Below are 26,544 nucleotides of genomic sequence, written 5' to 3' on the forward strand. Positions count from 1 at the left end.
TCCCTCCCGACCCGCCCGCACCACGCATCCACAGGAAGCCGAGAGTCACCTCCATGACCGAGCAGACCTCCGCCGCGTCCGTCCCCGCCGCTCGCGCCTTCGTCGACCGGCCGACCCCGATCACCTCCGCCTCCGTCCGCCAGCGGCCCTCGGGCATGCGGCACGGGCGCTACCTGCCGTTCGGCACCGTCGACCTGCCGGACCGCACCTGGCCGGACAAGGTGATCACCAAGGCGCCGCGCTGGCTCTCCACCGACCTGCGGGACGGCAACCAGGCACTGATCGACCCGATGTCCCCGGCCCGCAAGCGGAAGATGTTCGACCTGCTGGTCGCCATGGGCTACAAGGAGATCGAGGTCGGCTTCCCGTCCTCCGGCGCCACCGACCACGCCTTCGTGCGGTCGCTGATCGAGGAGGGGGCGATCCCGGAGGACGTCACCATCTCGGTGCTGACCCAGGCCCGCGAGGAGCTGATCGAGAAGACCGTGGAGTCGCTGGTCGGCGCCCCGAGGGCGACCGTCCACCTGTACAACGCGACCGCGCCGCTGTTCCGCCGGGTGGTGTTCCGCAACGACCGGGCGGCCACGAAGGCGATCGCCGTGGACGGCACCCGGCTGGTGATGGAGTACGCGGAGAAGCTGCTGGGCGACGACACCGTCTTCGGCTACCAGTACTCGCCGGAGATCTTCGTGGACACCGAGCTGGACTTCGCGCTGGAGGTCTGCGAGGCGGTGATGGACGTCTGGCAGCCGGGCGAGGGCCGCGAGATCATCCTGAACCTGCCGGCCACCATCGAGCGGGCCACCCCGAACGTCCAGGCCGACCAGTTCGAGTGGATGTCGCGCAACCTGTCCCGCCGTGAGTTCGTCTGCCTGTCGGTGCACCCGCACAACGACCGCGGCACCGCGGTCGCCTCCGCCGAACTGGCGTACATGGCGGGCGCCGACCGCATCGAGGGCTGTCTGTTCGGGCAGGGCGAGCGGACCGGCAACGTCGACCTGGTGACGCTGGGGATGAACCTGTTCTCGCAGGGCGTCGACCCGCAGATCGACTTCTCCGACATCGACGAGGTGCGCCGCACCGCCGAGTACTGCAACCAGATGGAGGTGCACCCGCGCCACCCGTACGCCGGCGACCTGGTGTATACCTCCTTCTCCGGCTCGCACCAGGACGCCATCAAGAAGGGCTTCGACGTCCTGGAGGCCGACGCGAAGGCGGCCGGGGTGCCGGTCGAGGAGCACACCTGGGGCGTGCCGTACCTGCCGATCGACCCCAAGGACGTCGGCCGCACCTACGAGGCGGTCATCCGGGTCAACAGCCAGTCCGGCAAGGGCGGTGTCGCGTACGTCCTGAAGAACGACCACAAGCTGGACCTGCCGCGCCGGATGCAGATCGAGTTCTCCCGGATCATCCAGGCCAAGACCGACGCCGAGGGCGGCGAGGTCACCCCGGCCGAGATCTGGCGGGTCTTCGAGGACGAGTACCTGCCGACCCCGGCGAACCCGTGGGGCCGGCTGTCGCTGACCGGCTCGCGCAGCCTGACCACCGAGGACGGCCGGGACGCGCTGACCGCCGAGGCCGTGGTGGACGGCGCCCCGGTGACCCTGACCGGCACCGGCAACGGCCCGGTCTCGGCCTTCGCGGACGCGCTGGGCCGGATCGGCGTGGACGTACGGGTGCTGGACTACGCCGAGCACGCGCTGAGCGAGGGCGGCGACGCCCAGGCCGCCGCGTACGTGGAGTGCGCGGTGGACGGCAAGGTGCTGTGGGGCGTGGGCATCGACGGCAACACCGTGCTGGCCTCGCTGAAGGCGATGATCAGTGCCGTCAACCGCTCGCAGCGCGGCTAATTCGTACGGGTGGTACGCGAAGGGCCGTCCCGCCGGGCGGCCCTTCGCCGTGTTCGGCGCCCTTTGTGGCCTGCGCCACATTTTTTCGGATCGGAAGCCGTTCGAGGTACTGACACGTGCCGGTAACCATGGCAACATCGATCCACCGGAAAGCCGGGGTCGGTGGGACGGCTCGGTGTCCGGTCGCGTGACCTGCCCATAGTTGTGCAGGCCGCCTGCCATGTCTGGGGAGTGGCGCCGTGACCAGGTTGTGGGGTGTTCGCCCGAAGTGGCGGACTGACGTTCTCGGTGACTTCTTCTGCCCGGGCTGCGGCGGGGACCGCAACTACCGGCGGCAGCACGGCCGGCGGTGGCTGCGGCTGCTGGGCACGCCCCTCCTCCCGCTCGGGCCGGTGATCGGCAGCGTGCAGTGCACCAGCTGCCACGGGCGCTACGGCGTCGAAGCGCTGGAGCAGCCCACCAGCGTGCGCCTCGGCGCGATGCTGCGGGACGCCCAGTACACCATCGCGCTGGCCCTGCTCGCGGCCGGCGGCACCGCCCACCGGGCGGCCCGCGAGGCGGCCTGCACGGTGGTGCGCGAGGCCGGGTTCGAGGACTGCGGCGAGGCCCAGGTGCTGGCCGCGCTGGCCGCGCTGTCCGGGCTCGGTGGAGAGCTCCACGACGCCCACGAACTGGGGGCACCTTTCGGCCAACGGCTGGGGGAGGCCGGCGGCTTGGCCGTGGAACTGCACGCGGTGCTCGAACCGCTCGCCCCGCACCTGGCCCAGCAGGGCCGGGAGCGGCTGCTGCTGCAGGGCGCCGCGATCGCCCTGGCGGACGGGCGCTACCTGCCGCAGGAGCGCGACGCGCTGGCCGCGGTCGGGAGCTGTCTGGACCTGCCGAAGAGCCAGGTGCCGGCGCTGCTGGAGGCGGCGACCAGGGCGCCGTACGAGAACCTGTAGGACCCGGCGCCCGGGCGCCCGTAGACCTTCCGCATCCCCCACAAACGGGTCCGCCCCCCCTCCGGGCCCGCCGTGACCCGCACCGCAGTGGTCCTCCCCCACGGCCCCGGTGCGGGCAACACGGCTGTCCGGCGCCGTCCGCGGCTGCCCATGGCCGTCCGCGGCCGTCCGTGGCTGTCCGTGTCTGGGGGGACAATGGTTCCCATGAGTCTTTTCCGGGACGACGGCGTCGTGTTGCGGGCGCAGAAGCTCGGCGAGGCCGATCGGATCATCACCCTGCTGACCCGCCAGCACGGCAAGGTGCGCGCGGTGGCGCGCGGGGTGCGGAAGACCAAGTCCAAGTTCGGCGCCCGCCTGGAGCCGTTCTCGCACGTCGACGTGCAGTTCTTCAGCCGGGGGAGCGAGCTGGTCGGCCGCGGGCTGCCGCTGTGCACCCAGGTGGAGACCATCGCCCCGTACGGCGGTTCGATCGTCACCGACTACGGGCGCTACACCGCCGGAACGGCGATGCTGGAGACGGCCGAGCGCTTCGCCGAGAACGAGGGCGAGCCGGCCGTCCAGCAGTACCTGCTGCTGGTGGGCGGGCTGCGCACGCTGGCGGCCGGGCTGCACGAGTCGCACCTCGTACTGGACGCCTTCCTGCTGCGCTCGCTCGCGGTGAACGGCTACGGCGCGAGCTTCACCGATTGCGCCAAGTGCGGCCTGGAAGGGCCGAACCGTTTCTTCTCGCTCCCCGCAGGGGGCGTGCTGTGCCCGGACTGCCGAGTGCCCGGATGTGCCGTACCCTCCCCTGAGACACTGGTACTGCTCGGGGCGCTGCTGTCAGGGGACTGGCGGACGGCCGACGCCTGCGAGCCGCGGTACTGGCGGGAGGGCAGCGGCCTGGTCGCGGCCTATCTGCAGTGGCACCTGGAGCGGGGCATCCGCTCGATGAGATACGTGGAGAAGTGAGCACATGGCAGCGCGACGGCTCTTCGGCGGCGGCAAGCAGCGGAACTACGTTCCCCCGACCCCGCACCCCAGCGGCGCACAGCCGCCGAAGATCCCCGGCGAGCTGGTGCCCGAGCACGTCGCCATCGTGATGGACGGCAACGGCCGCTGGGCCAAGGAGCGCGGACTGCCGCGCACCGAGGGCCACAAGGTGGGGGAGTCCGTCGTGCTGGACGTGCTCAAGGGCGCGATCGAGCTCGGCGTCAAGAACATCTCGCTGTACGCGTTCTCCACCGAGAACTGGAAGCGTTCGCCCGACGAGGTGAAGTTCCTGATGAACTTCAACCGGGACGTCATCGCCCGCCGCCGGGACGAGATGGACGCGATGGGCGTGCGGATCCGCTGGGCGGGCCGGATGCCCAAGCTGTGGAAGAGCGTCGTCCAGGAGCTGCAGGTCGCCGAGGAGCAGACCAAGGGCAACGACGCGGTGACGCTCTACATGTGCGTCAACTACGGCGGACGGGCCGAACTCGCCGACGCCGCACAGGCGATCGCGCGGGACGTCGCGGCCGGGAAGCTGGACCCGAAGAAGGTCAACGAGAAGACCCTCGCCCGCTACATGTACCACCCGGACATGCCGGACGTGGACCTGTTCCTGCGCCCCAGCGGCGAGCAGCGCACCTCCAACTTCCTGCTCTGGCAGTCCGCGTACGCCGAGTTCGTGTTCCAGGACGTGCTCTGGCCGGACTTCGACCGCCGCGACCTGTGGCGCGCCTGCGAGCTGTTCGCGATGCGCGACCGCCGCTTCGGCGGGGCGATCCCCAACGAGCTCCCCGCGCCGGGCGTGCTGCCCTCCCAGCGCTGACGCGCCCCGGGCTGACGCGCCCCGGGCACGGGAAAGCCGACACCCCCGGGCGCGGGAAAGGGGCCCGCAGGAACGATTCCTGCGGGCCCCTTCCGTTCGCCCGTACCGGCTGCCCCGGTACGGGCTTCAGTCCTTCTTCGCGCAGTCCGCGCAGGTGCCGAAGATCTCCAGGGTGTGGGCGATGTCACTGAACCCGTGCTCGGCGGCGACCGCGTTGGCCCAGCGTTCGACCGCCGGGCCCTCGACCTCGACGGTGGCACCGCAGTGCCGGCAGACCAGGTGGTGGTGGTGCCCGCTGCTGCACCGGCGGTAGACGGCCTCGCCGTCGGCGGTGCGCAGCACGTCCACCTCACCGGCGTCGGCGAGCGACTGCAGGGTGCGGTAGACCGTGGTCAGACCGACGGAGTCCCCGCGGTGCTTGAGCAGGTCGTGGAGCTCCTGCGCGCTGCGGAAGTCCGCGATCTCGTCCAGGGCCGCCGAGACGGCGGCACGCTGCCGGGTCGAGCGGGCGCGCGGCGACGGGCCTGCGGTGGTCACCGTGGGTCCTCCTGGGGTCGTGGGCGTCACGCACCTCATTGTGCCAGCCCGGCCCGCCGCTCCGGGGTGGTCGTGTCGGAGGAAGTCTTTTCCGGGGCTTGGCCGGGGTTTTGGCTTCGGCCCGGTCCCGGGATCCGGACGTCGCAGACCTGCGGCCCCGGCTCGGTGCCGCCGCGGCGGTGGCGGCGGCGGGCGAGCGGGCCGGCGATCACGCTGAACACCGCGAAGACCGCGATGGCGAGCAGCACGATGGCCGGGCCGGAGGGCACGTTGAGCTGGTAGGAGCCGGTGACGCCGGCCAGCGAGACCACCACGCCGAGCGCGATCGAGGCGGCCTGGGTGGCGGCGAAGGAGCGGGTGAGCTGCTGGGCGGCGACCACCGGGACCACCATCAGGGCACTGACCAGCAGCAGCCCCACCACCCGCATGGCGACGGTGACGGTGACCGCGGCCATCACGGCGAGCAGCAGGTTGAGCGTGCGCACCGGCACGCCGGTGACCCGGGCGAAGTCCTCGTCCTGGCAGATCGCGAAGAGCTGGCGGCGCAGGCCGACCGCCACCGCGATGACCACCGCGCCGAGCACCGCGATGGTGACCAGGTCCTCGGGGGCGACGGTGAGGATCGAGCCCCACAGGTAGCTCTCCAGGGAGCCGGCCCCGGCCTGGGCGGACACCGAGACCAGCAGCTTGCCGCAGGCCATGCCGCCGTAGAAGAGCATCGCGAGGGCGATGTCGCCGCGCTGGTTGCCGCGCGAGCGGACCAGTTCCATGGTGATCGCGCCGAGCACGCAGACCAGCACGGCCATCCAGACCGGGCTGGTCCGGAAGACGAAGCCGAGGCCGACGCCGGTCATCGCGACGTGGCCCATGCCGTCGCCCATCAGGGCCTGGCGGCGCTGCACCAGGTAGATGCCGACGGCGGGGGCGGTGATCCCGACCAGCACGGCGGCGAGCAGGGCCCGCTGCATGAAGTCGTAGGAGAGCATCTCGGTCATGCGAGCAGCCTCGGTGGGGTGAGGTCGGCGTGCGGGTGGACGTGGTCGTGGCCGGGCAGTGCGTGCAGGCCGGTGTTGGGCACGGGCGGGCCGTCGTGCGCGACGCAGCCGTCCCGCAGCACCACGGCGCGGTCGATCAGCGGCTCCAGCGGCCCGAGTTCGTGCAGGACGAGGAGGACGGAGGCGCCGCGCCCGACCTCGCTGCGCAGGGTGTCGGCGAGCACCTGCTGGCTGGCGGCGTCCACGCCGGCCATCGGCTCGTCCATGATCAGCAGGTCGGGCGTGCCGACCAGGGCCCGGGCGATCAGCACCCGCTGCTGCTGGCCGCCGGACAGGTCGGCGACGCCGTCCCCGGCCCGGTCCAGCATGCCGACGGCGTCCAGTGCGCGGTCCACCGCGGCGCGGTCCCGGCGGCGGAAGGGCAGCAGCCGGTGCTGCGCCAGCCGTCCGGTGGAGACCACCTCGCGCACGGTGGCAGGGACGCCGGAGGCGGCGGTGGTGCGCTGCGGGACGTAGCCGATCCGGTGCCAGGCGCGGAAGGAGCCGTACGGGGTGCCGAACAGCTCCAGGGTGCCCTGCTCCAGCGGCACGGAGCCGATCACGGCCTTGACGGTGGTCGACTTGCCGGAGCCGTTGGCGCCGAGCAGGGCGACGACCTCGCCCGGTCGGACGGTGAGGTCGACGCCGCGCAGCACCGGCCGACCGCCGCGCGAGGCGACGGCGTCACGGAGGCGGACGGCCGGGGGTATCGGGTCGGTCATGGTGGTGTCCCGTCAGCTCGCGGGGGTGGGGGTGGTGCTCGGTGCGCCGAGGGCGGCCCGGAGGTTGGCCAGGTTCTGCTTCATGACGGTGAGGTAGTCGTCCTTGGAGGGGTCCTTGACGCCCTCCAGCGGGTCCAGGACGGCGGTCTTGAGGCCGAGGTCCTTAGCGACGGTGTCGGCGAGCTTGGGGCTGACCAGGGTCTCGAAGAAGATCGTGGTGACGCCGTTGTCCTTGGCGGCCTTCTGCACCTCGGCGAGGCGGGCCGGGGTGGGCTCGGACTCCGGGTCGACGCCGTTGATGGCGACCTGGGTGAGGCCGTAGTGGTCGGCGAGGTAGCCGAAGGCGGCGTGGCTGGTGACGAAGGTCCTGGTCCTGGCGTCCTTCAGTCCGGCCTGGAACTCCTGGTCCAGGGCGGTGAGCCGGGTGACCAGCTCGTCGGTGTTCTTCCTGTAGTCCTCGGCGTGGGCGGGGTCGGCCTTGGCGAAGCCGTCGCCGACGCCCTTGGCGATCGCGGCGTAGCGGGCCGGGTCGAGCCAGATGTGCGGGTCGCCGGCCGGGCCCTTGCCCTGGTGGGTGTCGCCGCCCTCGGCGCCCTCGTCGAGGTGGTGGTCGACCAGCGGGCTGGCGGCGGTGGCGTCGATCTTCGTCCTGGCGGACGACTGGTCGACGGCCTGGTCGACGGTGGGCTGCAGGCCCTTGAGGTAGAGGATCGCGTCGGCCTTCTGGACGCCGGCGACCTGCTTGGCGGTGAGCTCCAGGTCGTGCGGCTCGACGCCGGGTGCGGTGAGGTCGGTGACCGAGACGTGGTCCCTGCCGATCTGCTGGGCCAGGAACTCCATCGGGTAGAAGGAGGCGACGACGTTCAGCTTGCCGTCCGTGCCCTTGGCGCTGCTGCTCCCGCCGCAGGCCGTGAGGGCCAGCGAGGCCGCGAGGGCGGTGGCGGTCAGGGCGATGGTGGTGCGGGTCCGGCGTCCAGGCAGTCCGATCATCATGACAATCATTCTCATCTGAATTGGAAATGATTGTCAAATCACTCGGATGGGTGAACGGGAGGTGGCCATGGCTGGAGGGTGCCGGACGATACCGATTTGAACCCCGTACCCGTCTGGCCGGTAACCTGAGGTATTCGGGTACGCGCAACCAGCCGTGCCCTGACCGTGCCGTACGTACTGAAGAGAGCACTGTGGCCGCCGACAAGATCGACACGATCGTCAGCCTGAGCAAGCGCCGTGGCTTCGTCTACCCCTGCAGCGAGATCTACGGCGGCACGCGTGCCGCCTGGGACTACGGACCGCTGGGTGTCGAGCTCAAGGAGAACATCAAGCGCCAGTGGTGGCGCGCGATGGTCCAGGCCCGTGAGGACGTCGTCGGACTCGACTCGTCGGTGATCCTGGCCCGCGAGGTCTGGGAGGCCTCCGGCCACGTCGCCACCTTCAACGACCCGCTGACCGAGTGCATGTCCTGCCACAAGCGCCACCGGGCCGACCACCTCGAGGAGAAGTACGAGGCCAAGCACGGCTTCCCGCCGCCGAACGGCCTCAAGGACGTCAACTGCCCCGACTGCGGCACCAAGGGCCAGTTCACCGAGCCCAAGGACTTCTCGGGCATGCTGAAGACCCACCTCGGCGTCACCGAGGAGGCCGCCGGCCTGGCGTACCTGCGCCCGGAGACCGCCCAGGGCATCTTCACCAACTTCAGGGCCGTCCAGACCACTTCGCGCAAGAAGCCACCGTTCGGCATCGCCCAGACCGGCAAGAGCTTCCGCAACGAGATCACCCCCGGCAACTTCATCTTCCGCACCCGCGAGTTCGAGCAGATGGAGATGGAGTTCTTCGTCAAGCCGGGCGAGGACGAGCAGTGGCACGAGTACTGGCTCCAGCAGCGCTGGGACTGGTACGTCGACCTCGGCCTGCGCACCGAGAACATGCGCTTCTTCGAGCACCCGAAGGAGAAGCTCTCCCACTACGCCAAGCGCACGGTGGACATCGAGTACCGCTTCAACTTCGGTGGCAGCGAGTTCTCGGAGCTGGAGGGCGTCGCCAACCGCACCGACTACGACCTGCGGGTGCACAGCGAGGCCTCCGGCCAGGACCTCAAGTACTTCGACCAGGAGAGCGGCGAGCGGTACTTCCCGTACGTCATCGAGCCGGCGGCCGGCCTCAACCGCGCCATGCTGGCCTTCCTGATCGACGCCTACTTCGAGGACGAGGCGCCGAACGCCAAGGGCGTCATGGAGAAGCGCGTCGGCATGCGGCTCGACCCGCGCCTGGCCCCGGTCAAGGTCGCGGTGCTGCCGCTGTCGCGCAACGCGGACCTCTCCCCGAAGGCCCGCGGCCTGGCCGCCGACCTGCGCACCGCGTGGAACGTCGAGTTCGACGACGCCGGCGCGATCGGCAAGCGCTACCGCCGCCAGGACGAGATCGGCACGCCGTTCTGCGTCACGGTCGACTTCGACACCCTCGAGGACAACGCGGTGACCGTCCGCGACCGCGACACCATGTCGCAGGAGCGCGTGTCGCTGGACCAGGTGAAGGGCTACCTGGCGGCCCGTCTGATCGGCTGCTGAGGCCGTACCCCGGGGAGCCCCCGGCCGTCCTCCTTCGTGGGGGGCGGGCGGGGGCTTCTGCTTGTGCGGAGCGCTACCGGCGGCCCCAGCGGGAGCGCTGGGCGCCCGGCAGGGCGGTCGGCAGGCCGGCGCTGCGCAGTGCGGCCAGGGTGGTGCGGTGGCGGCAGTCGTCGGCGAGCAGGGCGGCCAGCAGCTGCCCGTAGAGGTCCGGGCGGCCGTCCAGTGCGGCGGCCAGGCGCACTAGTTCGACCGTCGGGCGCAGGGTGGCCAGCTCGTGCAGCAGCAGGGTGGCGAGCGCGGGCGGCAGCTCCGTGGCGAGGCCGGCGAGGTCGGCGGTGGGGCGCCCGGCGGCCTGGCGCAGCAGGGTCCGGACGTCGGTGGGGCGGCCGTGCTGCTGGAGGCGGGCGGCGAGGGAGGTCAGCTCCGGTGTCGGGGCCGAGCCCCACTCCCAGAGCAGGGTGGCGCAGTCGGCGTGCTGCCCGGCCCGCTCCAGGGCGGCGAGCAGAGCGGGGACGGCGGATGCCGGGTAGGTCCGGAACGCGTGGAACAGCTCGGCGGCCTCCTCGGCCAGGCCCAGTTCGCGCAGCTCCGCCAGTACGGCGACCGCGTGCTCCGGGGCGCCACCGGCGGCGGTGCGGGCCAGGCGGAGCGAGGCGCCCGTCGGGCCGCGCCGGGAGAGCATCCCGACCAGGAGCGCCGTGTCGGCGGGGGCGAGGCGGGCGGCGGCCTGGTTCAGCAGCTCCTCGGCCTCGGGGGAGGCGCCGCGCCGGTGAAGGCCGGTGATCCGCTCGCTGAGGGCGCCGAGGTCGGGCCGGGTCGGCGGCGGTGGCGTCGGGGCCGGGCGGGGCTGCGGCTCCGGGGGGAGCGGCGGTTGCGGGGGCGGTGGGGGCTGCGGGGGCCGAGTGGGCTGCGGGTGTTGCCGCTGTCTCAGGTGGGACTCCAACTCATGGAGTTCGTCGCTCAGTTGGAGGCAGCGTGCGCCCAGGCCCTCGCGGAGGGTGCGGGCCTGGGCGAGCTGCCGCAGCAGGTCGCCGTCCGGGCGCCGGCGGCCCGGGGCCGCCCGTATCGCCTCGTTCAGCCGCCGTTCGCGCTGGCCCGCGTAGCGGCTCGCGCTGAGCAACTCGTCCAACTCTGCCCGGAGTTCGGCGGCCCGTTGCTCGCCCTCCGGCTGCTGGCCTGCGGATTCTTCCGTCGACCGCATGCGCATGATCGCCCCAACCTGTCCATCTGAACCCTGACTGCGGGCCATCCTGGCGTCGGAATGTGGCGAAGGAGTTACGGGAGCGCGACCAGTCCTACCCGAGTGATGTCAAGGAGCGTGCGGGGGGCGGCCGTTGCGCGAAGTGCGCCGGTCGGGCTCCGGGGGAGGGTCGCCCCGTGGTGCGGGCCGGGGGGTGGGGCCGGAGGCGCGGGCCGGGGGCGTGGCGACCGGCCTCAGTCGGCCAGCCGCGCCCGCGCCTCCATCAGTGCGAAGCCCAGCAGGTTCAACCCCCGCCACTCCAGCGGGCGTTCGGCCCGGATGTCGTCCGCGGCGAGCCCGATGCCCCAGATCCGGTCCAGCGGGCTGGCCTCGACCAGGACGCGACCGCCGGTGCTCAGCAGGTACTCCCGCAGGGCCTCGTCCTGGCCGAACTTCGCGACGTTCCCCTCGACCACCAGGTCGAACCGGCCCGCCGTCCAGGTCTTCTCGTCGAAGCCCTTGACGAGTCGGCCCAGCTTCTTCGCCTCGGCGGGCGTACGGGCCTCCAGCACCCGCTGCTCGACGGCCTCGTCCCCGAACATCCGGGCCTTCCCGGCCATCATCCAGTGCTCGGCGGAGGCATACGTCACCCCGTCGACGGTGAACCGCCCGGGCCACCACTGGCTCAGGCACTCGTGCCGCACCGCACCGCCCTTGCGAACGGTGTGCCCCCAGAACATCACCCACTTCGGCCGCGCCCCGGCGGCCATCAGGGCCGCCAGTTCCTCGCGGTCACGGACGTCGGCGAGGTCCCCCACATGCTGCTTGCTCATAATCGTCATTCTGACACAAAGGGTCGGGCGCCTGCCAACCCTTTGCCGGTGGGGTCCCGGTGATGTCGCCGCTCAGGCCTGCCGGGCGGCGGGGCCTCCGCTCCCGGCCGCGACCAACTCCAGCAGGCGGAGTCCGACTTCGGTGACCTCCTGCGGTGTCCAGTCCTGCGCCGGCCCTTCCAGGCTCACCTCGGCCATGGCGAGGCCGGGGGCGGCGTCGGTCCAATCCAGGAACCAGGTCTTCTCCTGCTCGGCGAGGGCGAGGGCGGCGGCGTTCAGGGTTTTCGCGGAGTGCGGCAGCCAGAGCTGGAACTCGTGGGTGGGTGGCGCGGCCGGGTGGACGCGGGCGCCGGGGAGGGCGGCCAGGGCGGGTACGAGCGTCGCGGCGTGGGCGGTGTAGCCGGCGAGCCGGGGGAGTTCGGTGTCCAGCCCGGAGAGTGCGGAGAGGGCGGCAGGCCACTGCTGGTAGAGCTGTCCGCCGTAGCGGTGGCGCCAGGTGCGGGCGTAGGCGGTGAGGGCCTTGTTCCCGGCCAGGGCGGCGCCGCTGATGCCGCCGAGGTCCTTGTAGAAGGAGACGTAGACGCTGTCGGCGAGCGCGGCGATCTCGTCGAGCCGTTTGCCGAAGTGGGCCGTGGTGTTCCAGAGCCGGGCGCCGTCGAAGTGCACCCGGGCACCGGATTCCCGGGCCGCGGCGGTGAGTTCGGTCAGCTCGTCCCAGGTGGGGAGGATGTAGCCCGGGTCCCGCAGGGGGAGTTCGACCACCAGGGTGCCGAAGGGCTCGCCGAGGGCTCGGAGTTCCTCCGGCGTCGGCTGGCGCTGTTCGGTGGTGGGCCAGAGGCCGCGCAGGCCGGTGAGCTGGGTGTGGGCGTGGCGCTCGTGCCGCTCGATGTGGCTGAGCGGGTGCAGGGCGACGGCCCGGTTGCCGGCCCGCTCGGCGTGGTAGCGCAGGGCCACCTGCTGGGCCATGGTGCCGGTGGGGAAGAGGACCGCGTCCTCCGTGCCGAGGAGCGCGGCGGTGCGCTCCTCCAGCTCGCCGACCGGGCCGCCGTCGCCGTAGAAGTCGGGGCGGACGTCCGGCTCGACCGCGGCGGTGAGGGCGGTGAGCCGCTCGTGGATGGTGAGGGGGCGGCTGCCGGAGAGCAGGCGGGTGCACGCCCGTCGGGCCGCGCGCAGGCGCCCCCAGTCGATCTGATCGTCGTGGGTCATCCGGCGATTCTCGGACGCCGTACGACGGTCGGACCACCGGATTTCAGCAACGGCGGACTGGTCCGGAGCCGGCGGACGGGGCAGCGAACCGTCGGGCCGGCCCGCCGTCCGCCCTCCTGGGGAGCCGCCGTGAACCGTGCCGGGTCAGGCGGGGGCCGGGCGATGACCGCCTGCCGGCCCGACCTGGACGGACGTGGCCGTCGGGCCGACGGCGTCCCGGGGCTCGATCACCCACGTGCCGCCGCGGCGCGGGCGGCGCCGAGCCCTGGGGAGTGTGACACGGGTCACTGGAAAAGGGTGACACTGGGCTGTCGCGGACGGACGTCAGGATCGGCTCATGACGATCACCGACGAGGACTGCCTCACCGAGACCCTGGCTTTCAACGAGCAGTTCGAGGCCGCCGCCGCGCTCCGCCCGCCACGCGGGCGGACCCTGGACCCCGCGACACTCGAACACCTGCGGACCAACCGCCTCGGCGGCGACACGCCCCCGGTGCGGCTGCCGCAGGGCCGCGACCGCGGCCTGCCGGGCGGGGTCACGGTCCGGATCTTCGTTCCCGAGCACGTCGACGGCGTGTACCTGCACATCCACGGTGGCGGCTGGGCCTTCGGCTCGGCGGGCGGGCAGGACGAGAAGCTGTGGCGCCTGGCCACCGACGCCCGGCTGGCCGTGGTCAGCGTGGACTACCGCCTGGCGCCCGAGCATCCCTTCCCCGCCGGGCCCGACGACTGCGAGGCGGCCGCCCGCTGGCTGGTGGAGCACGCCGAGGCCGAGTTCGGCACCCGGCGGCTGCTGATCGGCGGCGAGTCGGCCGGCGCCCACCTCACCGTCCTGACTCTGCTCCGCCTGCGCGACCGGCACGGCCTCACCGGCGCGTTCCGGGCCGCCCACCTGGCCTTCGGTCCGTACGACCTGTCGATGACGCCCAGTCAGCGGCTGTTCGGCTCGCGACGGCTGCTGAGCAACTCCGAGTCGCTCAAGGGGAGTTACGAGCTGTTCACGCCCGGTATGACCCCCGAGCAGCGCCGCGACCCGAAGGTCTCCCCGCTGTACGCCGACCTGACCGGCCTGCCGCCGGCCCGGATGGTCGTCGGCACTGAGGACCCGTTGCTGGACGACTCGCGCTTCCTCGCCCAGCGGTGGCGGGCGACCGGTGCGCCCGTCCGACTCGACGTGGTGGCCGGCGCGATGCACGGCTTCACCCTGTTCCCGCTGGCCGTCACCGAGCGCGAGCACCGGCGGGAGCGGGACTTCCTGGCGGCCGCAGGACGGTAGCGTCGGCCGCATGGATCGCACCCCCCGGCTCTACGCACTGGTGGAGGAGCTGCGCGCGGCGGCGCCCCGGCCCCTGACGGTCGCCGCGCTCGCCGCCCGCTTCGAGGTGAGCACTCGCACCGTACAGCGCGACCTCCAGGCGCTGATGACGGCGGGCGTTCCGGTGCGCACCATCACCGGGCGCGGCGGCGGCTGGTCGATCGACCCGGCGATGACCCTCCCGCCGATCCGCTTCACCCCCGAAGAGGCCTCCGCCCTGGTCACCGCGCTGGCGGCGGCCGACGCCTCCGCCCCGTACGCCGGGGCGGCCCGTACGGCCTCGCAGAAGATCACGGCCTCGATGAGCGGCCCCGCCTCCACGGCGGCCCGGGACCTCGCCGCCCGGATCGTCGCGCTGCCGGCCCGCTCCGCCGAGTCGGTCCGCACGGCCGTCGAGCGGGCCCTCACCGAGAGCACGGTGCTGCGGCTGTCCTACCTGGACGCGGTCGGGCGGGAGAGCGACCGGCTGGTCGAACCGGCCGGGCTGCTCACCGCCGACGGCAAGTGGTACCTGATCGCCTGGTGCCGCACCCGGCAGGCCGGCCGGGGCTTCCGGCTTGACCGCATCACGGCGGCGGCCCCGACCGGGGAACCGGCGCCGCCGCACGACCTGTCCGCCCTGCTGCTCGGCTCGACCGCCGCGGGCGCGGTGCGGCCGGCGGCGCTGGGAGCGCTGGTGGCGCCGGGGGTGTCGGGACCCCTCCGGCCGTGAAGGTCGCTCAGCCCGCCACAGTGGCGTTCGCCGCGGGTGCGCCGAAGCGGGCGAGGTAGTGCCACACCTTCTTGACCGCCTGCGGGTCGTGCCGGCCGGCCTCGGCGGCGGCGCCGACGATGCGCGGATCGAGCAGGCCGTCCACGGCGATCTGCGTACCCAGGTCGACGAACTCCTGCCCGCGGTAGCCGGGGTGCCGACGGAGCTCCTGGACGGTGAGCCGGAATCCGGGGTGCCACTCCACCGGGCAGGGGAGGCGGCGGGCCGACTCCTCGACGGCCGTGCCCCGGTAGCACGGGTCCAGCACCAGGGCCTCGATGTCCCGGGCGAGCCGGACCGGGCCGTGGACCTGCGCCTCGATGTAGTCGTCGAGGGCGTCCTGGCGGTCGGCCAGGGCGAGTTCGACCAGCCGCATGCGGTCCGCGGTGCCGAAGTCCTCCGGCTCCAGGAAGCTGTCCGGGTAGCAGAAGGTGGTGCGCTCCAGCGCGTGGGCGGCGAGCCGGAAGTGGGCGGAGCCGAAGCGCGGCGCGGCGCCGACCGGCTTGCGGCGGTAGTCCAGCGCCCCGTAGGCGGGCCGTTCGGCGGGCGCGGCTTCGTCGTAGGCGCGGTCGAAGATCCGACTCTCCCACCGCCACCGGTCCCCGCCGGGGTGGGCGGTCAGGCCGCCGTTGCTCGTGCCGGTGGCGAACTGGGAGAGGTAGACGCCGCCCTCGGCGAGGGCGTCCAGGATCGGCCTGCCGTGGGAGGAGCGGTCCGGGTGGAAGTTGAGGGTCACCCGCAGGGTCGGATCGACGGGCGGGCCCGAGGACAGCGCGGCCACGTGGTCGAGGGCCCGCTGCTGCGGTGTCCGGACGGCTTCGGAGGTCATGCGGGTAGTGTCGCGCGGGGAGGCTGGCCGGTGCACCGGGTTTCCGTCCGCCCCCGGGCGCCCTCAGGGGTGGTGCTTGTGCAGGTCGTCGGTGAACAGGCCGTGGCCGTTGTGGACGGCCACGCTGGTGTAGGTGCTGCGCATCTGGGCGGCCTGGGCGGTCCGGTGCTGCTCGACCGACAGGCCCTCGATCTCGCCCGCCCAGTGCCGGCGGGCCCGCTCCCGCCGCACCAGGAACAGGGTGGTGCCGACGACGGTGGCCACCAGCGCGACCAGGAACACGAGAACGAAGCCCATGGAATCCCCTTCCCCTCCGGGCCTGATCATTGCACGAACCAGCGTGGCGCGGTAAGGGCCGCCGCACCTCGACGGAATGAAGTAGCTTGAGGCGCATGGCAGATGACAGCCCGGGAGCCGCATCCGAGGTCACCGCTCCCTCCTCCCGCGGGGCCGTGGCCGCCCTGATGTTCTCCCAGGGCGTCGGCGTGGCGGGCACCCAGGTCACGGCGCTGGCGCTGCCCACGCTGGCGATCCTCCTGCTGGACGCCGGACCGCTGGCGGCCTCGCTGGTCTTCGCCCTGGAGTACGGGATCCAGGGGCTGACCGGGCCGTTCGCCGGGGTGCTGGTCGACCGGGTCGCCTCCCGTCGGCGGCTGCTGATCGCGGTGGACGTCGTCCAGCTGCTGCTGGTCGCCACCGTCCCGCTGGCCCATGCCGTCGGCGCGTTGACCCTGGTCCAGCTCTATGCGGTCGCGGCCGTCTCCGGTGCGCTGGGCGGGGTCACCGCCATCGCGGTGCCGACCGTGGTGGCCGACTTCGTGCCCCGGGACGGCCTGGTGGCGGTCAACGCCAAGCTGGCCGGGGCCCGTTCGGCCGGTCAGATCGCCGGGCCGGGGCTGGCGGCCGCGCTGGTACAGGCGGTGGGCGCGGCCACCGCGATGGTGGCGGACGCGGTGAGCTACGGGCTGTCCGCGCTGGCCATGAGCCTCCCCCGGCTCCGGCGGGACGAGGAGCCGGAGCGGGCGGCGGCGCGTCCCGGGATCGCCGATTCGCTGCGGGAGGGGATCGACGTCCTGCGCGACCAGCCGCTGCTGGCCCGGCTCGCCATCGCCGCGGCCGCCCTCAACCTCGGCGGGGCCGGGCTCGGCGGCCTCTTCGTCTACTTCGCCTACCAGGTCGTGGACCTGGGCCCCGGTGAACTCGGGCTGACCCAGGCCGTCTACAGCATCGCCGCGGTGACGGCGGTGTTCACCGCGAAGCGGGTCGTCCGGCGCGTCGGCCTGACCAGGGTGATCCCGCTCTTCGGTCCGCTCGCCGCCGGCGCCCTGTTCCTGATCCCGCTGGCTTCGCTCGGGGCCGCGCTCCCGGTGCTGATCACCTACCAGCTGGTGTTCGGGTTCTGCGCGACGGTCTGGAGCGTCAGTTGGGTGACCATCCAGCAACGCCTGTCCCCGCCAGAGCAGTTGGGGAGGGTGCTCGGACTGTCCCGCTCGATCGGCCAGCTCGTGGTGCCGGTGGGAGCGTTGCTGGGCGGCGCACTGGCCGGCGCGGTCGGTACCACCGGGGCGCTGGCGGTCTTCGCCTCGATCGCCCTGGCCGGCACCCTCGCGGTGGCCGCCACCCGCTCCCAGTCGGCCCTGCCCGGGGCCGGTCGGGCGTGAAGTGCCAAGCGCCCTCCGGTGCAGGGCAGTTCGGCGGGTAGCCTGCGCTCATGTCCTCTCCTGCCGCCCTCGGTCTTCCCACCCGTCTGGACGGCGACCCCGACCGGGTCGCCCTGGTCATCCCCGGCGTCGGCTACTCGCCCGCCCGCCCGCTGCTGCACTTCGCCGGCTCCGTGCTCCAGCGGCACGGCTGGACGGTCCAGGAACTGTGGTGGCATGTTCCGGACGCCTTCCGCGAGTTCACGACGGACGACCGGATCGACTGGGTCGAACGGCAGGTCGCCGAAGCGGTCGACGCCGAACACGGCGCCTGCCGACTGCTGGTCGGTAAGTCACTGGGCAGCTTCGCCGCCGGGCTCGCCGCCGACCGGAACCTCGCGGCCGCCTGGCTGACCCCCGTACTGACCCTCGACCACGTGACCCGCGCCCTCCACCGGGCCTGCGCCCCTACCCTCCTCATCGGCGGCAGCGCCGACGACCTGTGGAGCCGCACCGTCGCCGACTCGACCGGCCACCAGGTCCTCGAACTCCCCGCCGCCGACCACGGCCTCGAACTGCCCCACGACCCGGTCGGCTCGGTCGACACCCTGCGCGAGGTCGTCGCACGACTGGATGGCTTCATCGGCTCGCTGGCGCCCGGCGACGGGCCGACACCGGGCTGATGGTTGCTATGCGGGACTTCCGCCGGGCTCGGCGCCCGGCACCCAGCCCGGCGCGGTGACCGGCAGGTCGCGTTCGTCGGCCGCTTCGGCGAGGCGCTTGTCGTAGGTGACGAAGGCGGTGAGCGCGTGTTCCAGGTGCTCGGCACTGGCGAGGTGAATGGCGTCGAGCGTGCGCGGGTGCCGGGTGGGGAAGCGGCTGGCGGCCCGAAGGACCGGGTCGGACAGGCGGACGCGGAGCACGCGGTCCAGTAGGTCCGCCGCGGCATCCAGCACCTGCTGCGGCGCGCCGACCCGGATGAGCGCGCGCGGGACTTCGACCTGGGCCAGGGCACTGGTCGCATGTCCCTCGGAGCCGTGCGACGAGAGGAACGTGCGGAGCGCGGCGGACTCGGTTTCCGTAACCAGGAGCTTGAGGAGCGCGCAGGAGTCGAAGTAGATCAACGGTCTTCTTCCTCGCGCATCCTGTGCAGGGCCTCGCTGGCGGACGGGAGCCGGACGTCGACCGTGGGCGGGGTCCAGTCGGCCAGTCCACGCGCGGTGGCGGCGTTCTCCGGGTCGATGGTGCCGTCGCGCACGAGGTCCTCCAGCACCCGCTGCTCGGGGTCGGGTGGCGAGAGCACGGCGATCAGCCGCCCGTTTCGGGTGATCTCGACACGCTCCCCGGCCGCGACCCGGTCGATCAATTCGCTGGCGTGCTGCTGGAGCTGCCGGATGGGAACTCTGGCTGTCATACGACTCACGGTAGGGCGGACCGTGCGGCGACCGTGAGCAGTGTGCGTCGATTTCACCCTCATGAGCGTCATCCCCTCCCGGGAAGCCGGTCGGCCGCTGGCTCGACGGGCTGCACGCGTGGAGAAGGGGACACGGAAGGAAGCGGCCCCGCGACCGGAGGAACCGGTCGCGGGGCCGTACGCCGTCGCCCTGGGCCCGTGGCCCCTGGGGCTCAGCCGATGGAGCGGGGCAGGCGGGTGGTCAGGTACAGCACGGTGAAGGAGCCGAGCAACTGGATGCCCAGGCACAGGGCGAGCGCGCGGCCCATGCCGAGGCTGGGGGAGAGGGAGAGGTAGAGGGTGCCGAGGGTGGCGACGCCGAGGGCGAGACTCGACTGCTGGCTGGTGGCGAGGACGCCGCTGCCGACGCCGGCCCGGGCGGCGGGCACCTTGGAGAGGACGACCCGGAACAGCGGGGTGCCGATCAGGCCCTGGCCGATGCCCGCGAGGGCGACGCCGGGTGCCATCCGCAGCGGGGAGAAGTGGTCCGCGTCGGCGAGGACGGTCAGCGCGATGGTGGTGAGACCGACGGCCTGGATGACGGCGCCGGCGCTGAGCACCCGGCTGCCCCAGCGCCCGATCAGCCGCGGGCCGGAGAGCGAGGCGGTGAAGTAGCCGACGGCCATCGGGACGAGCGCCCAGCCGGCCGCGACCACGCCGAGCTGGAGGCCCTGCTGGAGGGCGACCGCGATGACGAACATGAAGCCGCCGAAGCCCGCGAAGTAGGGGACGGCGATGCCGAGTCCGCGCCGCATCTCGGGGATCTGCAGCAGGGTGGGCGGCACCAGCGGGACGGCCCCGCGCTGTTCGGCGCGGCGCTCGACCAGGGCGAAGGCGGTCGCGAACACCGGGAACAGGGCGAGCAGCACCCAGGACCAGAGCGGCCAGCCGGCCGCCCGGCCCTCCATCAGCGGGACGAGCAGCGAGAGCAGGGTCGCGGTGAGCAGGGCGGTGCCGGGCACGTCCACCGCGGCGGCCTGGGTGGCCCGGCTCTCCGGCACGTACCGGACGGCGAGGACGACGGCGAGCAGCGCGAACGGCACGTTCAGCAGGAAGACCGAGCGCCAGCCGGTGCCGAACACGTCGGCGGCGACCAGCATCCCGCCGAGCACCTGCCCGATCACCACGGAGATGCCGCCGACCGCGCCGTAGACGCTGAGCGCGCGGCCTCGCCGGGCGCCGTCGGTGGCGGCGGTGATGGTGCCGAGCACCTGCGGGATCAGCAGCGCGGCCGAGGCGCCCTGGGCGGCCCGGGCGGCGACCAGGGACCAGGCGTCGGGGGCGAGGCCGCAGGCCAGCGACGTGAGGGCGAAGGTGGCGGCACCGACGACGAAGAGCCGGCGGCGGCCGAAGATGTCGCCGAGCCGCCCGCCGAGGACGAGCAGGACGGCGAAGGCGATGCCGTAGCCGGCGGCGACGAGTTCCAGGACGGCGGGTCCGGCGGCCAGGTCCTTGTCGATGGTGGGCAGGGCGACGTTGACGATGAAGAAGTCGAGCATCGGCAGGAACGCGCCGAGCAGGACGGTGACCAGTCCGGCGGTGCCGAGGGTGGGGGTGTGGGGAGCGGCTACGGGGGCGGTCCGGGTCGGGGCCGGGGCGACGGCGAGTTGTTGAGTCACGGGTCATACGATCCGCCGCTTCGTACCCTGGTACCAGAGTGTGGTTATCCAGGTATAAGAAGTACCTGGCAACAGGCTGCGGCGTGCCGCATGCTGGGGAGCATGAGCCTGATGACCCCGGCCGCGCAAGCCCGTCCCGCTGTCGCCGGACCGCACCGCGGCACCCCGGACGAGGCCCGCCGACACGACCTGGCGGCGTTCCTGCGCAGCCGCCGCGAGCGCATCGCGCCCGAGCAGGTGGGCCTGCCGATGACCGGCCGCCGCCGTACGCCGGGGCTGCGCCGCGAGGAGGTGGCGCAGCTGGCCGCCGTCGGCGTGACCTGGTACACCTGGCTGGAACAGGGGCGGGACATCCAGGTGTCCGCCCAGGTGCTGGACGCGGTGGCCCGGGCGCTGTTGCTGGACCCGAGCGAGCGGGCGCACCTGTTCACCCTGGCCGGCGCGGAGGACCCGGCGCCGGTGACGGAGTGCCCCTCGGTGACCCCGAGCGTGCGCCTGGTGCTGGATCAGCTGGCGCCGTACCCGGCCGCGGTGGTCAACTCCCGCTACGACATCCTGGCGCACAACGCGCCGTACTCCGCGCTGGTCGGCGACCTCCGCGAACTGCCCGTCGAGGAGCGGAACCTGATGTGGCTGGCGTTCACCCCCTCGCGCTTCCGCGAGGTGCTGATCGACTACCGGACGGAACGGATCGGCATGGTGGCCCGGTTCCGCGCCGCGATGGCCGACCACTCCGCCGAGCCGGCCTGGAAGGCGCTGCTGGCCCGGCTGCGCAAGGCCTCGCCGGACTTCGAGGAGGAGTGGCAGCGGCACGAGGTGATGGGGCCGGGCAACGGGATCAAGCGCTTCCTGGTGCCGGGCGTGGGCCTGCTGCGCTGCAGCTACACCAACTTCTGGCTCGGTCCCCGGCTCGGCACGCGCCTGATCAGCTACACCCCGCTGGACGACGAGACCCGCGTCCTGATGGACGAGCTCCCGGCCCAGCGTTAAGCGTCGGAAGCTGTCCGGCGCTCAGCCGCGTATCGCCTCGCGCCCGAGCAGCACGCACACCGCCGCCAGCGGCAGTTCGACGCAGCACGCCATCACCAGCGCGGCGAGCACCGCGTGCCCCGGCCCGGCGCAGGCGGTGTCGGCCAGTGCGTCCCCGGCCAGCAGCAGCGCCACCGCCCCGCCCAGCCAGGGGGCGGCGGCACTGCGCCGGCGCAGCAGCGCGTCCAGCGACAGCAGGGCGGCGAACTCCGCGAGGTCCAGCACCACCCACGGCGTCTCGTGGTTGACGGCCAGCAGCATCAGCCAGGGCAGCAGGGCGAAGGCCGCCAGCCGGGGCAGCTGCCGGAACCGCTCCGGCAGCGCGAACGCCGCTGCGCCGTGGAGGACGGCCGTGGTCATGCCGCACCCCCGACCGCCGCCGCCCGCCGGACCCGAACCCGCCGCTCCCGCACCCGCTGCAGCGCCAGCCGCTCGGCGCCGCCGCCCGCCGGGTGCTCGACCAGCACCGTGTCGTACGGCCCCTCGGCCCAGGCAAGCCAGAACACCCCGGCCACCGTGACCACCTCGGCCGCCGCCGCCCGGAACGTACGGAACGGCCGCCACCCGCCGGTGAACACCACCGAGGGAGTCGCGCCGTCGGCGGGCAGCAGCCCCCAGGCGAGCACGTGCGAACCGCGCCCGGCGGACGGGCTGCGCCGCGCGCCGCGCACCAGCTGCGGCGCGAGCCGGGCAGCGACCAGGACGTCGGCCAACTCGCCGTGCTGGTACAGCTCCAGCGCGGCCCGGCCGCGGCCGGGACCGACGCTGCGGACCGACCAGGGCCCGGCCCCGGTGGGCAGCGACCCCTCCGGCCCCGGCGCCGGGCGAAGCGCGCCCCCGGGAACACCCCCGTGGTCCCCGGGGACGGGCCGCCCGTGCGGCGGAGTGGCGGAGTGCGATGCGGTGCTCGTCATGGCCCCAAGCCTTCCGCGGCGGGGGCCGCTTGTCGGTGGTGCTCCACACCGAATCGGGGGTGTAGCCAGATACACCCCCACCCGGCACCCCTCTTCATGGCGGTTCTTGATCACTACGTCCTACGCTGTCCGCCATGTCCTTCAGCCCCTCCACCACGTGGCGCCGAGCGCTCGTCAGGAGCCTGCGGCGCCCTCCGTGGTCGCCGGAGGCCTGGCGGGACGCGCGCTTCATAGCCGCCGGGATACCCCTGGCCCTTCCCGTCTGGGGGGCCGTCACCACATCGTCGCTGCTGTTCCCGGTCCTCGCTGTCGTGCTGGTCTGCACGCGCTGGCTCACCGGTGTCCAACGCAGCCGGTTGCGCGCCCTGTACGGAGTGGAGGTGCCGCCCCCCGGCAAGCCCGCGACGGTGCGGCTGCGCTGGCTGCGGATCGGTCTGAGCTGGCGTCAGATCACCTACCACCTGCTGGTGGGTCCGGCCCTGGCGGTCGGCGCGCTGGCCGTCGTCTACCTCTGGGGCGTCGCCCTGGCGCTGGCCACCCTGTACGCCTGGATCTGGCTGATGCCGCTCGAAGTCGGGCTGCGCGCCCAGCTGGCCGGCCTGGACGTGGCGCTCACCGTGATCGGCGTGCTGCTGCTGGTGGTGACGCCGTGGCTGGCGACGCTGACCGCCTGGCTCGAGGTCCGCTCGGCGCAGATCCTGCTCGGGCCCAACCGCGCCGAGGCGCTGGAGCGCCGGGTCGAGGAGATCGCCGAGTCCCGGGCGGGCCTGGTGGACGCGGTGGACGCCGAGCGCCGCCGGATCGAGCGCGACCTGCACGACGGCGCCCAGCAGCGCCTGACCTCCCTGGCGATGAACCTGGGCCTGGCCCGGCGCACCCTCAAGGACTGCCCGCCCGACGCCATGGAGGTGATCGTCGCCGCGCACGAGGAGGCGCAGGCGGCCATCGACGAGCTGCGCGACCTGGTCCGCGGTCTGCACCCGGCCGTGCTGGAGGACCGAGGCCTGGACGCGGCGCTGTCCGGCGTCGCCGCCCGCACCCCGTTGCCGGTCCGGCTGGACGTGGACCTGGCCGAGCGGATCGCCCCCACCGTCGAGGCGGTCGCCTACTTCACCATCTCCGAGGCGCTCACCAACGTCGCCAAGCATGCCCGCGCCTCCGCCGTCGACGTGTCCGTGCGGACTGCCGGCGGCAGGCTGCGCCTGGTCGTCACCGACGACGGCGTCGGCGGTGCGGACGCCTCGCGCGGCACCGGGCTGACCGGTTTGCGCAAGCGCGCCGCCTCGGTCGACGGCACGCTGTCCGTTCTCAGCCCCCTCGGGGGTCCCACCACCATCACCGTGGAGTTGCCGTGCGCGCTGTGATCGCCGAGGACTCGGTCCTGCTCAGGGTCGGCCTGGTCAAGGTTTTGGAGGCGGTGGGCTTCGAGGTCGTGGCCGCCGTCGGGGACGCCGACGAACTGCTGGCCGCGGTCGAGGAGCACCACCCCGACGTGGTGGTCGCGGACGTCCGGATGCCCCCGGGCTTCCATGACGAGGGCGTCAAGGCCGCGATGGTGATCCGTCGGCAGTGGCCGGAGGTCGCCGTGCTGCTGCTCTCCCAGTTCGTGGAGGAGCGCTACGCCGCCGATCTGCTGGCTACCAACACCAGCGGCGTCGGCTACCTGCTCAAGCAGCGGGTGGCCAATGTGGACGACTTCCTCGACGCGCTGCAACGGGTCGCCGAGGGCGGCACCGCGCTGGACCCGGAGGTCGTCGCCCAGCTGCTGGTGCGTCGCAAGCAGGACCCACTGGAGAAGCTGACCCCGCGTGAGCGGGACGTCCTCGCGCTGATGGCGGAGGGCCGGTCCAACGCGGCCATAGCCGCCGCCCTGGTGGTCAGCGACAGCGCGGTGGCCAAGCACATCAACTCCATCTTCACCAAGCTGGACCTGCCGCCGGCCGACGACAACCACCGCCGGGTGATGGCGGTGCTGCGCTTCCTGGAGATCGCGTGAGCGCCCGGGCCGCCAAGGCGTGGCGGCTCACCGGGGTTCTCACCGTCGTGTTCGTGGTGGTCATGGGCGGCGCACAGGCCCTGGCCACGGTGGCCCGGCAGGACCGGACCGAGCAGCAGACGTACACCGCCTCCATTCACAAGCTGCAGCTCTCGACGAGCAGCGCGGCCGTGAAGATCAAGGCGGGTGCGGAGGACCGGGTCGTCATGCGCAAGAACCTCGACTGGACGGTCTCCGAGCCGCAGGTGCGTGCCGACTTCGTCGGCGACACGATGACCGTCGGCGTGACCTGTCGGCGTTCCCTCCCCTTCTTCAACTGCGGCGCCTCGATCGAGCTGGAGGTGCCGACCGGCACCTCGGTCTCCGGCTCGGTGACCTCGGGCGCGGTCGAGGTGAAGGACCTCACCGGCGAGGTGCGGCTGGACGGCACCTCCGGGGCGATCACACTGCGCAGGCTGACCGGACCGGTCTACGCGCACGCCACCTCCGGACAGGTGGAGGGGGAGGACCTCGCCTCGGACCGGGTGGACGCGGCCAGCACCTCGGGAGCGGTGGACCTGACCTTCTCGTCGGCACCGCAGGACGTCAAGGTGAGGACCGTCTCCGGCGGGGTGACCGTGTCTGTGCCGAAGGGCAGCCACTACCGGATCAACGGCCGGACGGGCTCGGGCAACAGCGACATCGACGCGGCCCTGGGCGACGCGGCGAGCACCAACACCCTGGATACCGAGGTCGGCTCGGGCTCACTGTGGATCGGCTACCGCTCCTGAGCCCGGCCGCTCACCCGGGTGGGGGACAATGGAGAGTCCCGTCCCCCTACCCGAGGTCAGCCGCGCATGACAGCCACGCCCGCACCCACCGCGCTCGAGACCACGCCCGCGCCCGCGCCCGCGACCGCGACCGAGGCCGCGCCCGAGTTCGCGCCGCTGGACATCGGCCCGATCAAGGTGTGGCCGCCCGTCGTGCTGGCGCCAATGGCCGGCATCACCAACGCGCCGTTCCGCACCCTGTGCCGCGAGCAGAGCGGCGGCAAGGGCCTGTACGTCTCGGAGATGATCACCACCCGGGCCCTGGTCGAGCGCAACGCCAAGACCATGCAGCTGATCAAGTTCGACCCGAGCGAGAAGCCGCGCTCGATCCAGCTGTACGGGGTGGACCCGGTGACCGTCGGCAAGGCGGCCCGGATGATCGCGGACGAGGGGCTGGCCGACCACATCGACCTCAACTTCGGCTGCCCCGTCCCCAAGGTGACCCGCAAGGGCGGCGGCTCGGCGCTGCCGTACAAGCGCAACCTGCTGCGCGAGATCCTGCGCGAGGCCGTGGCCAACGCCGGCGACCTGCCGGTCACCATGAAGATGCGCAAGGGCATCGACGACGACCACCTCACCTACCTGGACGCGGGCCGGATCGGTGCCGAGGAGGGCGTGGCCGCGATCGCCCTGCACGGCCGCACCGCCGCCCAGCACTACGGGGGGACGGCCGACTGGTCGGCGATCGCCCGGCTGCGCGAGGCCGTCCCGGGACACGTGCCGGTGCTGGGCAACGGGGACATCTGGTCGGCCGACGACGCGCTGCGGATGATGCGCGAGACCGGCTGCGACGGCGTCGTGGTGGGCCGCGGGTGCCTGGGGCGGCCGTGGTTGTTCAGGGACCTGGTGTCGATCTTCGAGGGGGACGTCGACTACGCCCGCCCCGACTTCGGCTACGTCGCCCGGGCGATGGTGCGCCACGCCCAGCTGCTCGGGGAGTGGCTGGGGGACGAGGCGCGCGGCGTGATCGACTTCCGCAAGCACGTCGCCTGGTACACCAAGGGCTTCTCGGTCGGCTCGGAGCTGCGGGTGAAGCTCGCGAACTCCTCCTCGCTGACCGAACTGGCCGAGACGCTGGCCCAGGTGGAGCAGACCCAGACGTGGCCGATCGGCGCGGACGGCCCCCGCGGGCGCACCAGCGGCAACGGTCGGGTGGTCCTGCCCGAGGGCTGGTTGGACGATCCGTACGACTGCGCCCGCCCGGGCGAGGATGCCGAATCGGACACCTCCGGCGGATGAGCTAGCCGTACTGGCAAAATGGCCCCTCCCGGGTCGCTGGCCACCCGGTCACAGCCATCTTGTCCATTCTGGACAAGATGGCTCCTTTTTGTCCTGCTGATGTGACTTGACGGGCACGGTTCACCACCGAGTGCGACGATTGGCGCAGCCGTCCTACGTCCGGGCCGAGAGGCGGGCTGGTGACGCTTGCCACACGAGGGTGCGGCTGACGGCCGGTCAGTGGACGAAATGGACAGGTGGCGTGTGAATCGCTTCCCGAAGCCGGTTCGACGCCGATCGGCCGAT

At 72.8% G+C, this 26,544-nt stretch carries 28 protein-coding genes; 14 read left to right on the forward strand and 14 right to left on the reverse strand.

The window, feature by feature from the left end:
* Positions 1 to 53 precede the first annotated feature (53 nt).
* The 4 genes from leuA (at position 54) to BOQ63_RS29865 (ending at position 4,586) form a co-directional block, all read left to right on the forward strand.
* Complete coding sequence (gene leuA / locus BOQ63_RS29850) at positions 54 to 1,850, forward strand: 2-isopropylmalate synthase (RefSeq protein ID WP_030290775.1); 1,797 nt, start codon at positions 54 to 56, stop codon at positions 1,848 to 1,850.
* 239 nt (positions 1,851 to 2,089) lie between these two features.
* Positions 2,090 to 2,791 (forward strand): TerB family tellurite resistance protein, encoded by a 702-nt coding sequence (locus BOQ63_RS29855; protein WP_078867760.1) that lies wholly within the window; start codon positions 2,090 to 2,092, stop codon positions 2,789 to 2,791.
* 204 nt (positions 2,792 to 2,995) lie between these two features.
* A complete protein-coding gene (recO, locus tag BOQ63_RS29860; RefSeq protein WP_030290777.1) occupies positions 2,996 to 3,742 on the forward strand; it encodes a DNA repair protein RecO in 747 nt (248 codons plus the stop codon).
* Between the two features lie 4 nt (positions 3,743 to 3,746).
* On the forward strand, positions 3,747 to 4,586 hold the full coding sequence (locus BOQ63_RS29865; protein WP_030290779.1) for an isoprenyl transferase: 840 nt from the start codon (positions 3,747 to 3,749) through the stop codon (positions 4,584 to 4,586).
* Between the two features lie 126 nt (positions 4,587 to 4,712).
* On the opposite strand, the gene BOQ63_RS29870 is transcribed toward BOQ63_RS29865, so the two are convergent.
* The 4 genes from BOQ63_RS29870 to BOQ63_RS29885 are packed head-to-tail and all read right to left on the reverse strand — an operon-like array spanning position 4,713 to position 7,872.
* Positions 4,713 to 5,123 (reverse strand): Fur family transcriptional regulator, encoded by a 411-nt coding sequence (locus tag BOQ63_RS29870; RefSeq protein ID WP_030290780.1) that lies wholly within the window; start codon positions 5,121 to 5,123, stop codon positions 4,713 to 4,715.
* Between the two features lie 35 nt (positions 5,124 to 5,158).
* Complete coding sequence (locus BOQ63_RS29875) at positions 5,159 to 6,118, reverse strand: metal ABC transporter permease (RefSeq protein WP_078867761.1); 960 nt, start codon at positions 6,116 to 6,118, stop codon at positions 5,159 to 5,161.
* A complete protein-coding gene (locus BOQ63_RS29880) occupies positions 6,115 to 6,879 on the reverse strand; it encodes a metal ABC transporter ATP-binding protein (RefSeq protein WP_030290783.1) in 765 nt (254 codons plus the stop codon). The genes BOQ63_RS29875 and BOQ63_RS29880 overlap by 4 nt, the downstream gene beginning before the upstream one ends.
* Positions 6,880 to 6,891: 12 nt before the next feature.
* Positions 6,892 to 7,872: a metal ABC transporter substrate-binding protein gene (locus BOQ63_RS29885; protein WP_223886073.1), complete on the reverse strand. Its 981-nt coding sequence runs from the start codon at positions 7,870 to 7,872 to the stop codon at positions 6,892 to 6,894.
* A 191-nt stretch (positions 7,873 to 8,063) separates the two neighbouring features.
* Here BOQ63_RS29885 and BOQ63_RS29890 point away from each other — a divergent pair, with 191 nt between their 5' ends.
* Entirely contained in the window at positions 8,064 to 9,446 is a 1,383-nt protein-coding gene (locus tag BOQ63_RS29890) for a glycine--tRNA ligase (protein WP_030290785.1), read from the forward strand.
* A 73-nt stretch (positions 9,447 to 9,519) separates the two neighbouring features.
* On the opposite strand, the gene BOQ63_RS29895 is transcribed toward BOQ63_RS29890, so the two are convergent.
* The 3 genes from BOQ63_RS29895 to BOQ63_RS29905 all read right to left on the reverse strand — a co-directional run bounded on the left by BOQ63_RS29895 (position 9,520) and on the right by BOQ63_RS29905 (position 12,665).
* A complete protein-coding gene (locus BOQ63_RS29895; RefSeq protein ID WP_191093600.1) occupies positions 9,520 to 10,647 on the reverse strand; it encodes a hypothetical protein in 1,128 nt (375 codons plus the stop codon).
* Positions 10,648 to 10,880: 233 nt separating this feature from the next.
* Positions 10,881 to 11,459: a riboflavin biosynthesis intermediates N-glycosidase gene (gene ybiA, locus BOQ63_RS29900; protein WP_030553477.1), complete on the reverse strand. Its 579-nt coding sequence runs from the start codon at positions 11,457 to 11,459 to the stop codon at positions 10,881 to 10,883.
* Positions 11,460 to 11,531: 72 nt separating this feature from the next.
* Positions 11,532 to 12,665, reverse strand: coding sequence for a threonine aldolase family protein (locus BOQ63_RS29905; RefSeq protein ID WP_030597927.1), 1,134 nt, complete (start codon positions 12,663 to 12,665; stop codon positions 11,532 to 11,534).
* A 337-nt stretch (positions 12,666 to 13,002) separates the two neighbouring features.
* Here BOQ63_RS29905 and BOQ63_RS29910 point away from each other — a divergent pair, with 337 nt between their 5' ends.
* A complete protein-coding gene (locus tag BOQ63_RS29910; RefSeq protein WP_030287657.1) occupies positions 13,003 to 13,941 on the forward strand; it encodes an alpha/beta hydrolase in 939 nt (312 codons plus the stop codon).
* A 10-nt stretch (positions 13,942 to 13,951) separates the two neighbouring features.
* Entirely contained in the window at positions 13,952 to 14,692 is a 741-nt protein-coding gene (locus BOQ63_RS29915; RefSeq protein ID WP_030287655.1) for a helix-turn-helix transcriptional regulator, read from the forward strand.
* A 7-nt stretch (positions 14,693 to 14,699) separates the two neighbouring features.
* Here the strand turns inward: BOQ63_RS29915 and BOQ63_RS29920 are convergent, their stop codons facing one another.
* Together BOQ63_RS29920 and BOQ63_RS29925 are read right to left on the reverse strand one after the other, a co-directional pair.
* The gene (locus tag BOQ63_RS29920; RefSeq protein WP_030287653.1) at positions 14,700 to 15,560 is read right to left on the reverse strand and encodes a DUF3626 domain-containing protein; all 861 of its coding nucleotides are present in this window, start codon (positions 15,558 to 15,560) and stop codon (positions 14,700 to 14,702) included.
* 63 nt (positions 15,561 to 15,623) lie between these two features.
* Positions 15,624 to 15,857, reverse strand: coding sequence for a hypothetical protein (locus BOQ63_RS29925; protein WP_030287651.1), 234 nt, complete (start codon positions 15,855 to 15,857; stop codon positions 15,624 to 15,626).
* A 95-nt stretch (positions 15,858 to 15,952) separates the two neighbouring features.
* On the opposite strand from BOQ63_RS29925, the gene BOQ63_RS29930 reads away from it, so the two are divergent.
* Both BOQ63_RS29930 and BOQ63_RS29935 read left to right on the forward strand, forming a co-directional pair.
* Positions 15,953 to 17,221 (forward strand): MFS transporter, encoded by a 1,269-nt coding sequence (locus tag BOQ63_RS29930; protein ID WP_072655247.1) that lies wholly within the window; start codon positions 15,953 to 15,955, stop codon positions 17,219 to 17,221.
* Between the two features lie 50 nt (positions 17,222 to 17,271).
* A complete protein-coding gene (locus tag BOQ63_RS29935; RefSeq protein WP_072655248.1) occupies positions 17,272 to 17,883 on the forward strand; it encodes an alpha/beta hydrolase in 612 nt (203 codons plus the stop codon).
* Between the two features lie 6 nt (positions 17,884 to 17,889).
* Here BOQ63_RS29935 and BOQ63_RS29940 read toward each other — a convergent pair whose 3' ends face one another.
* From BOQ63_RS29940 to BOQ63_RS29950, 3 genes are all read right to left on the reverse strand, one after another.
* A complete protein-coding gene (locus BOQ63_RS29940; RefSeq protein ID WP_072655249.1) occupies positions 17,890 to 18,324 on the reverse strand; it encodes a type II toxin-antitoxin system VapC family toxin in 435 nt (144 codons plus the stop codon).
* Entirely contained in the window at positions 18,321 to 18,614 is a 294-nt protein-coding gene (locus tag BOQ63_RS29945) for a type II toxin-antitoxin system Phd/YefM family antitoxin (RefSeq protein WP_030597929.1), read from the reverse strand. The genes BOQ63_RS29940 and BOQ63_RS29945 overlap by 4 nt, the downstream gene beginning before the upstream one ends.
* A 212-nt stretch (positions 18,615 to 18,826) precedes the next feature.
* Entirely contained in the window at positions 18,827 to 20,272 is a 1,446-nt protein-coding gene (locus tag BOQ63_RS29950; RefSeq protein ID WP_037830581.1) for an MFS transporter, read from the reverse strand.
* Between the two features lie 111 nt (positions 20,273 to 20,383).
* Here BOQ63_RS29950 and BOQ63_RS29955 point away from each other — a divergent pair, with 111 nt between their 5' ends.
* Complete coding sequence (locus BOQ63_RS29955; protein ID WP_030287644.1) at positions 20,384 to 21,262, forward strand: helix-turn-helix transcriptional regulator; 879 nt, start codon at positions 20,384 to 20,386, stop codon at positions 21,260 to 21,262.
* Positions 21,263 to 21,283: 21 nt separating this feature from the next.
* Here BOQ63_RS29955 and BOQ63_RS29960 read toward each other — a convergent pair whose 3' ends face one another.
* Positions 21,284 to 21,661, reverse strand: a complete 378-nt coding sequence (locus BOQ63_RS29960) for a hypothetical protein (protein WP_043388503.1) — start codon at positions 21,659 to 21,661, stop codon at positions 21,284 to 21,286.
* Positions 21,658 to 22,215, reverse strand: coding sequence for a hypothetical protein (locus tag BOQ63_RS29965; RefSeq protein ID WP_030287641.1), 558 nt, complete (start codon positions 22,213 to 22,215; stop codon positions 21,658 to 21,660). The genes BOQ63_RS29960 and BOQ63_RS29965 overlap by 4 nt, the downstream gene beginning before the upstream one ends.
* A 134-nt stretch (positions 22,216 to 22,349) precedes the next feature.
* On the opposite strand from BOQ63_RS29965, the gene BOQ63_RS29970 reads away from it, so the two are divergent.
* From BOQ63_RS29970 to dusB, 4 genes are all read left to right on the forward strand, one after another.
* Positions 22,350 to 23,579 carry a sensor histidine kinase gene (locus tag BOQ63_RS29970; RefSeq protein ID WP_030287639.1) on the forward strand — a complete coding sequence of 410 codons (1,230 nt, stop codon included), beginning with the start codon at positions 22,350 to 22,352 and terminating at the stop codon, positions 23,577 to 23,579.
* The gene (locus tag BOQ63_RS29975; RefSeq protein ID WP_072655252.1) at positions 23,567 to 24,211 is read left to right on the forward strand and encodes a response regulator; all 645 of its coding nucleotides are present in this window, start codon (positions 23,567 to 23,569) and stop codon (positions 24,209 to 24,211) included. The genes BOQ63_RS29970 and BOQ63_RS29975 overlap by 13 nt, the downstream gene beginning before the upstream one ends.
* Positions 24,208 to 24,981 carry a DUF4097 family beta strand repeat-containing protein gene (locus BOQ63_RS29980; RefSeq protein WP_050366800.1) on the forward strand — a complete coding sequence of 258 codons (774 nt, stop codon included), beginning with the start codon at positions 24,208 to 24,210 and terminating at the stop codon, positions 24,979 to 24,981. Before BOQ63_RS29975 ends, BOQ63_RS29980 begins: the two co-directional genes overlap by 4 nt.
* A gap of 66 nt (positions 24,982 to 25,047) precedes the next feature.
* A complete protein-coding gene (gene dusB / locus BOQ63_RS29985) occupies positions 25,048 to 26,259 on the forward strand; it encodes a tRNA dihydrouridine synthase DusB (protein ID WP_223886074.1) in 1,212 nt (403 codons plus the stop codon).
* The last annotated feature ends 285 nt before the right edge of the window (positions 26,260 to 26,544 follow it).

The sequence above is a fragment of the Streptomyces viridifaciens genome (genome assembly GCF_001888885.2).
In the GTDB taxonomy this organism is placed as follows: domain Bacteria; phylum Actinomycetota; class Actinomycetes; order Streptomycetales; family Streptomycetaceae; genus Kitasatospora; species Kitasatospora aureofaciens.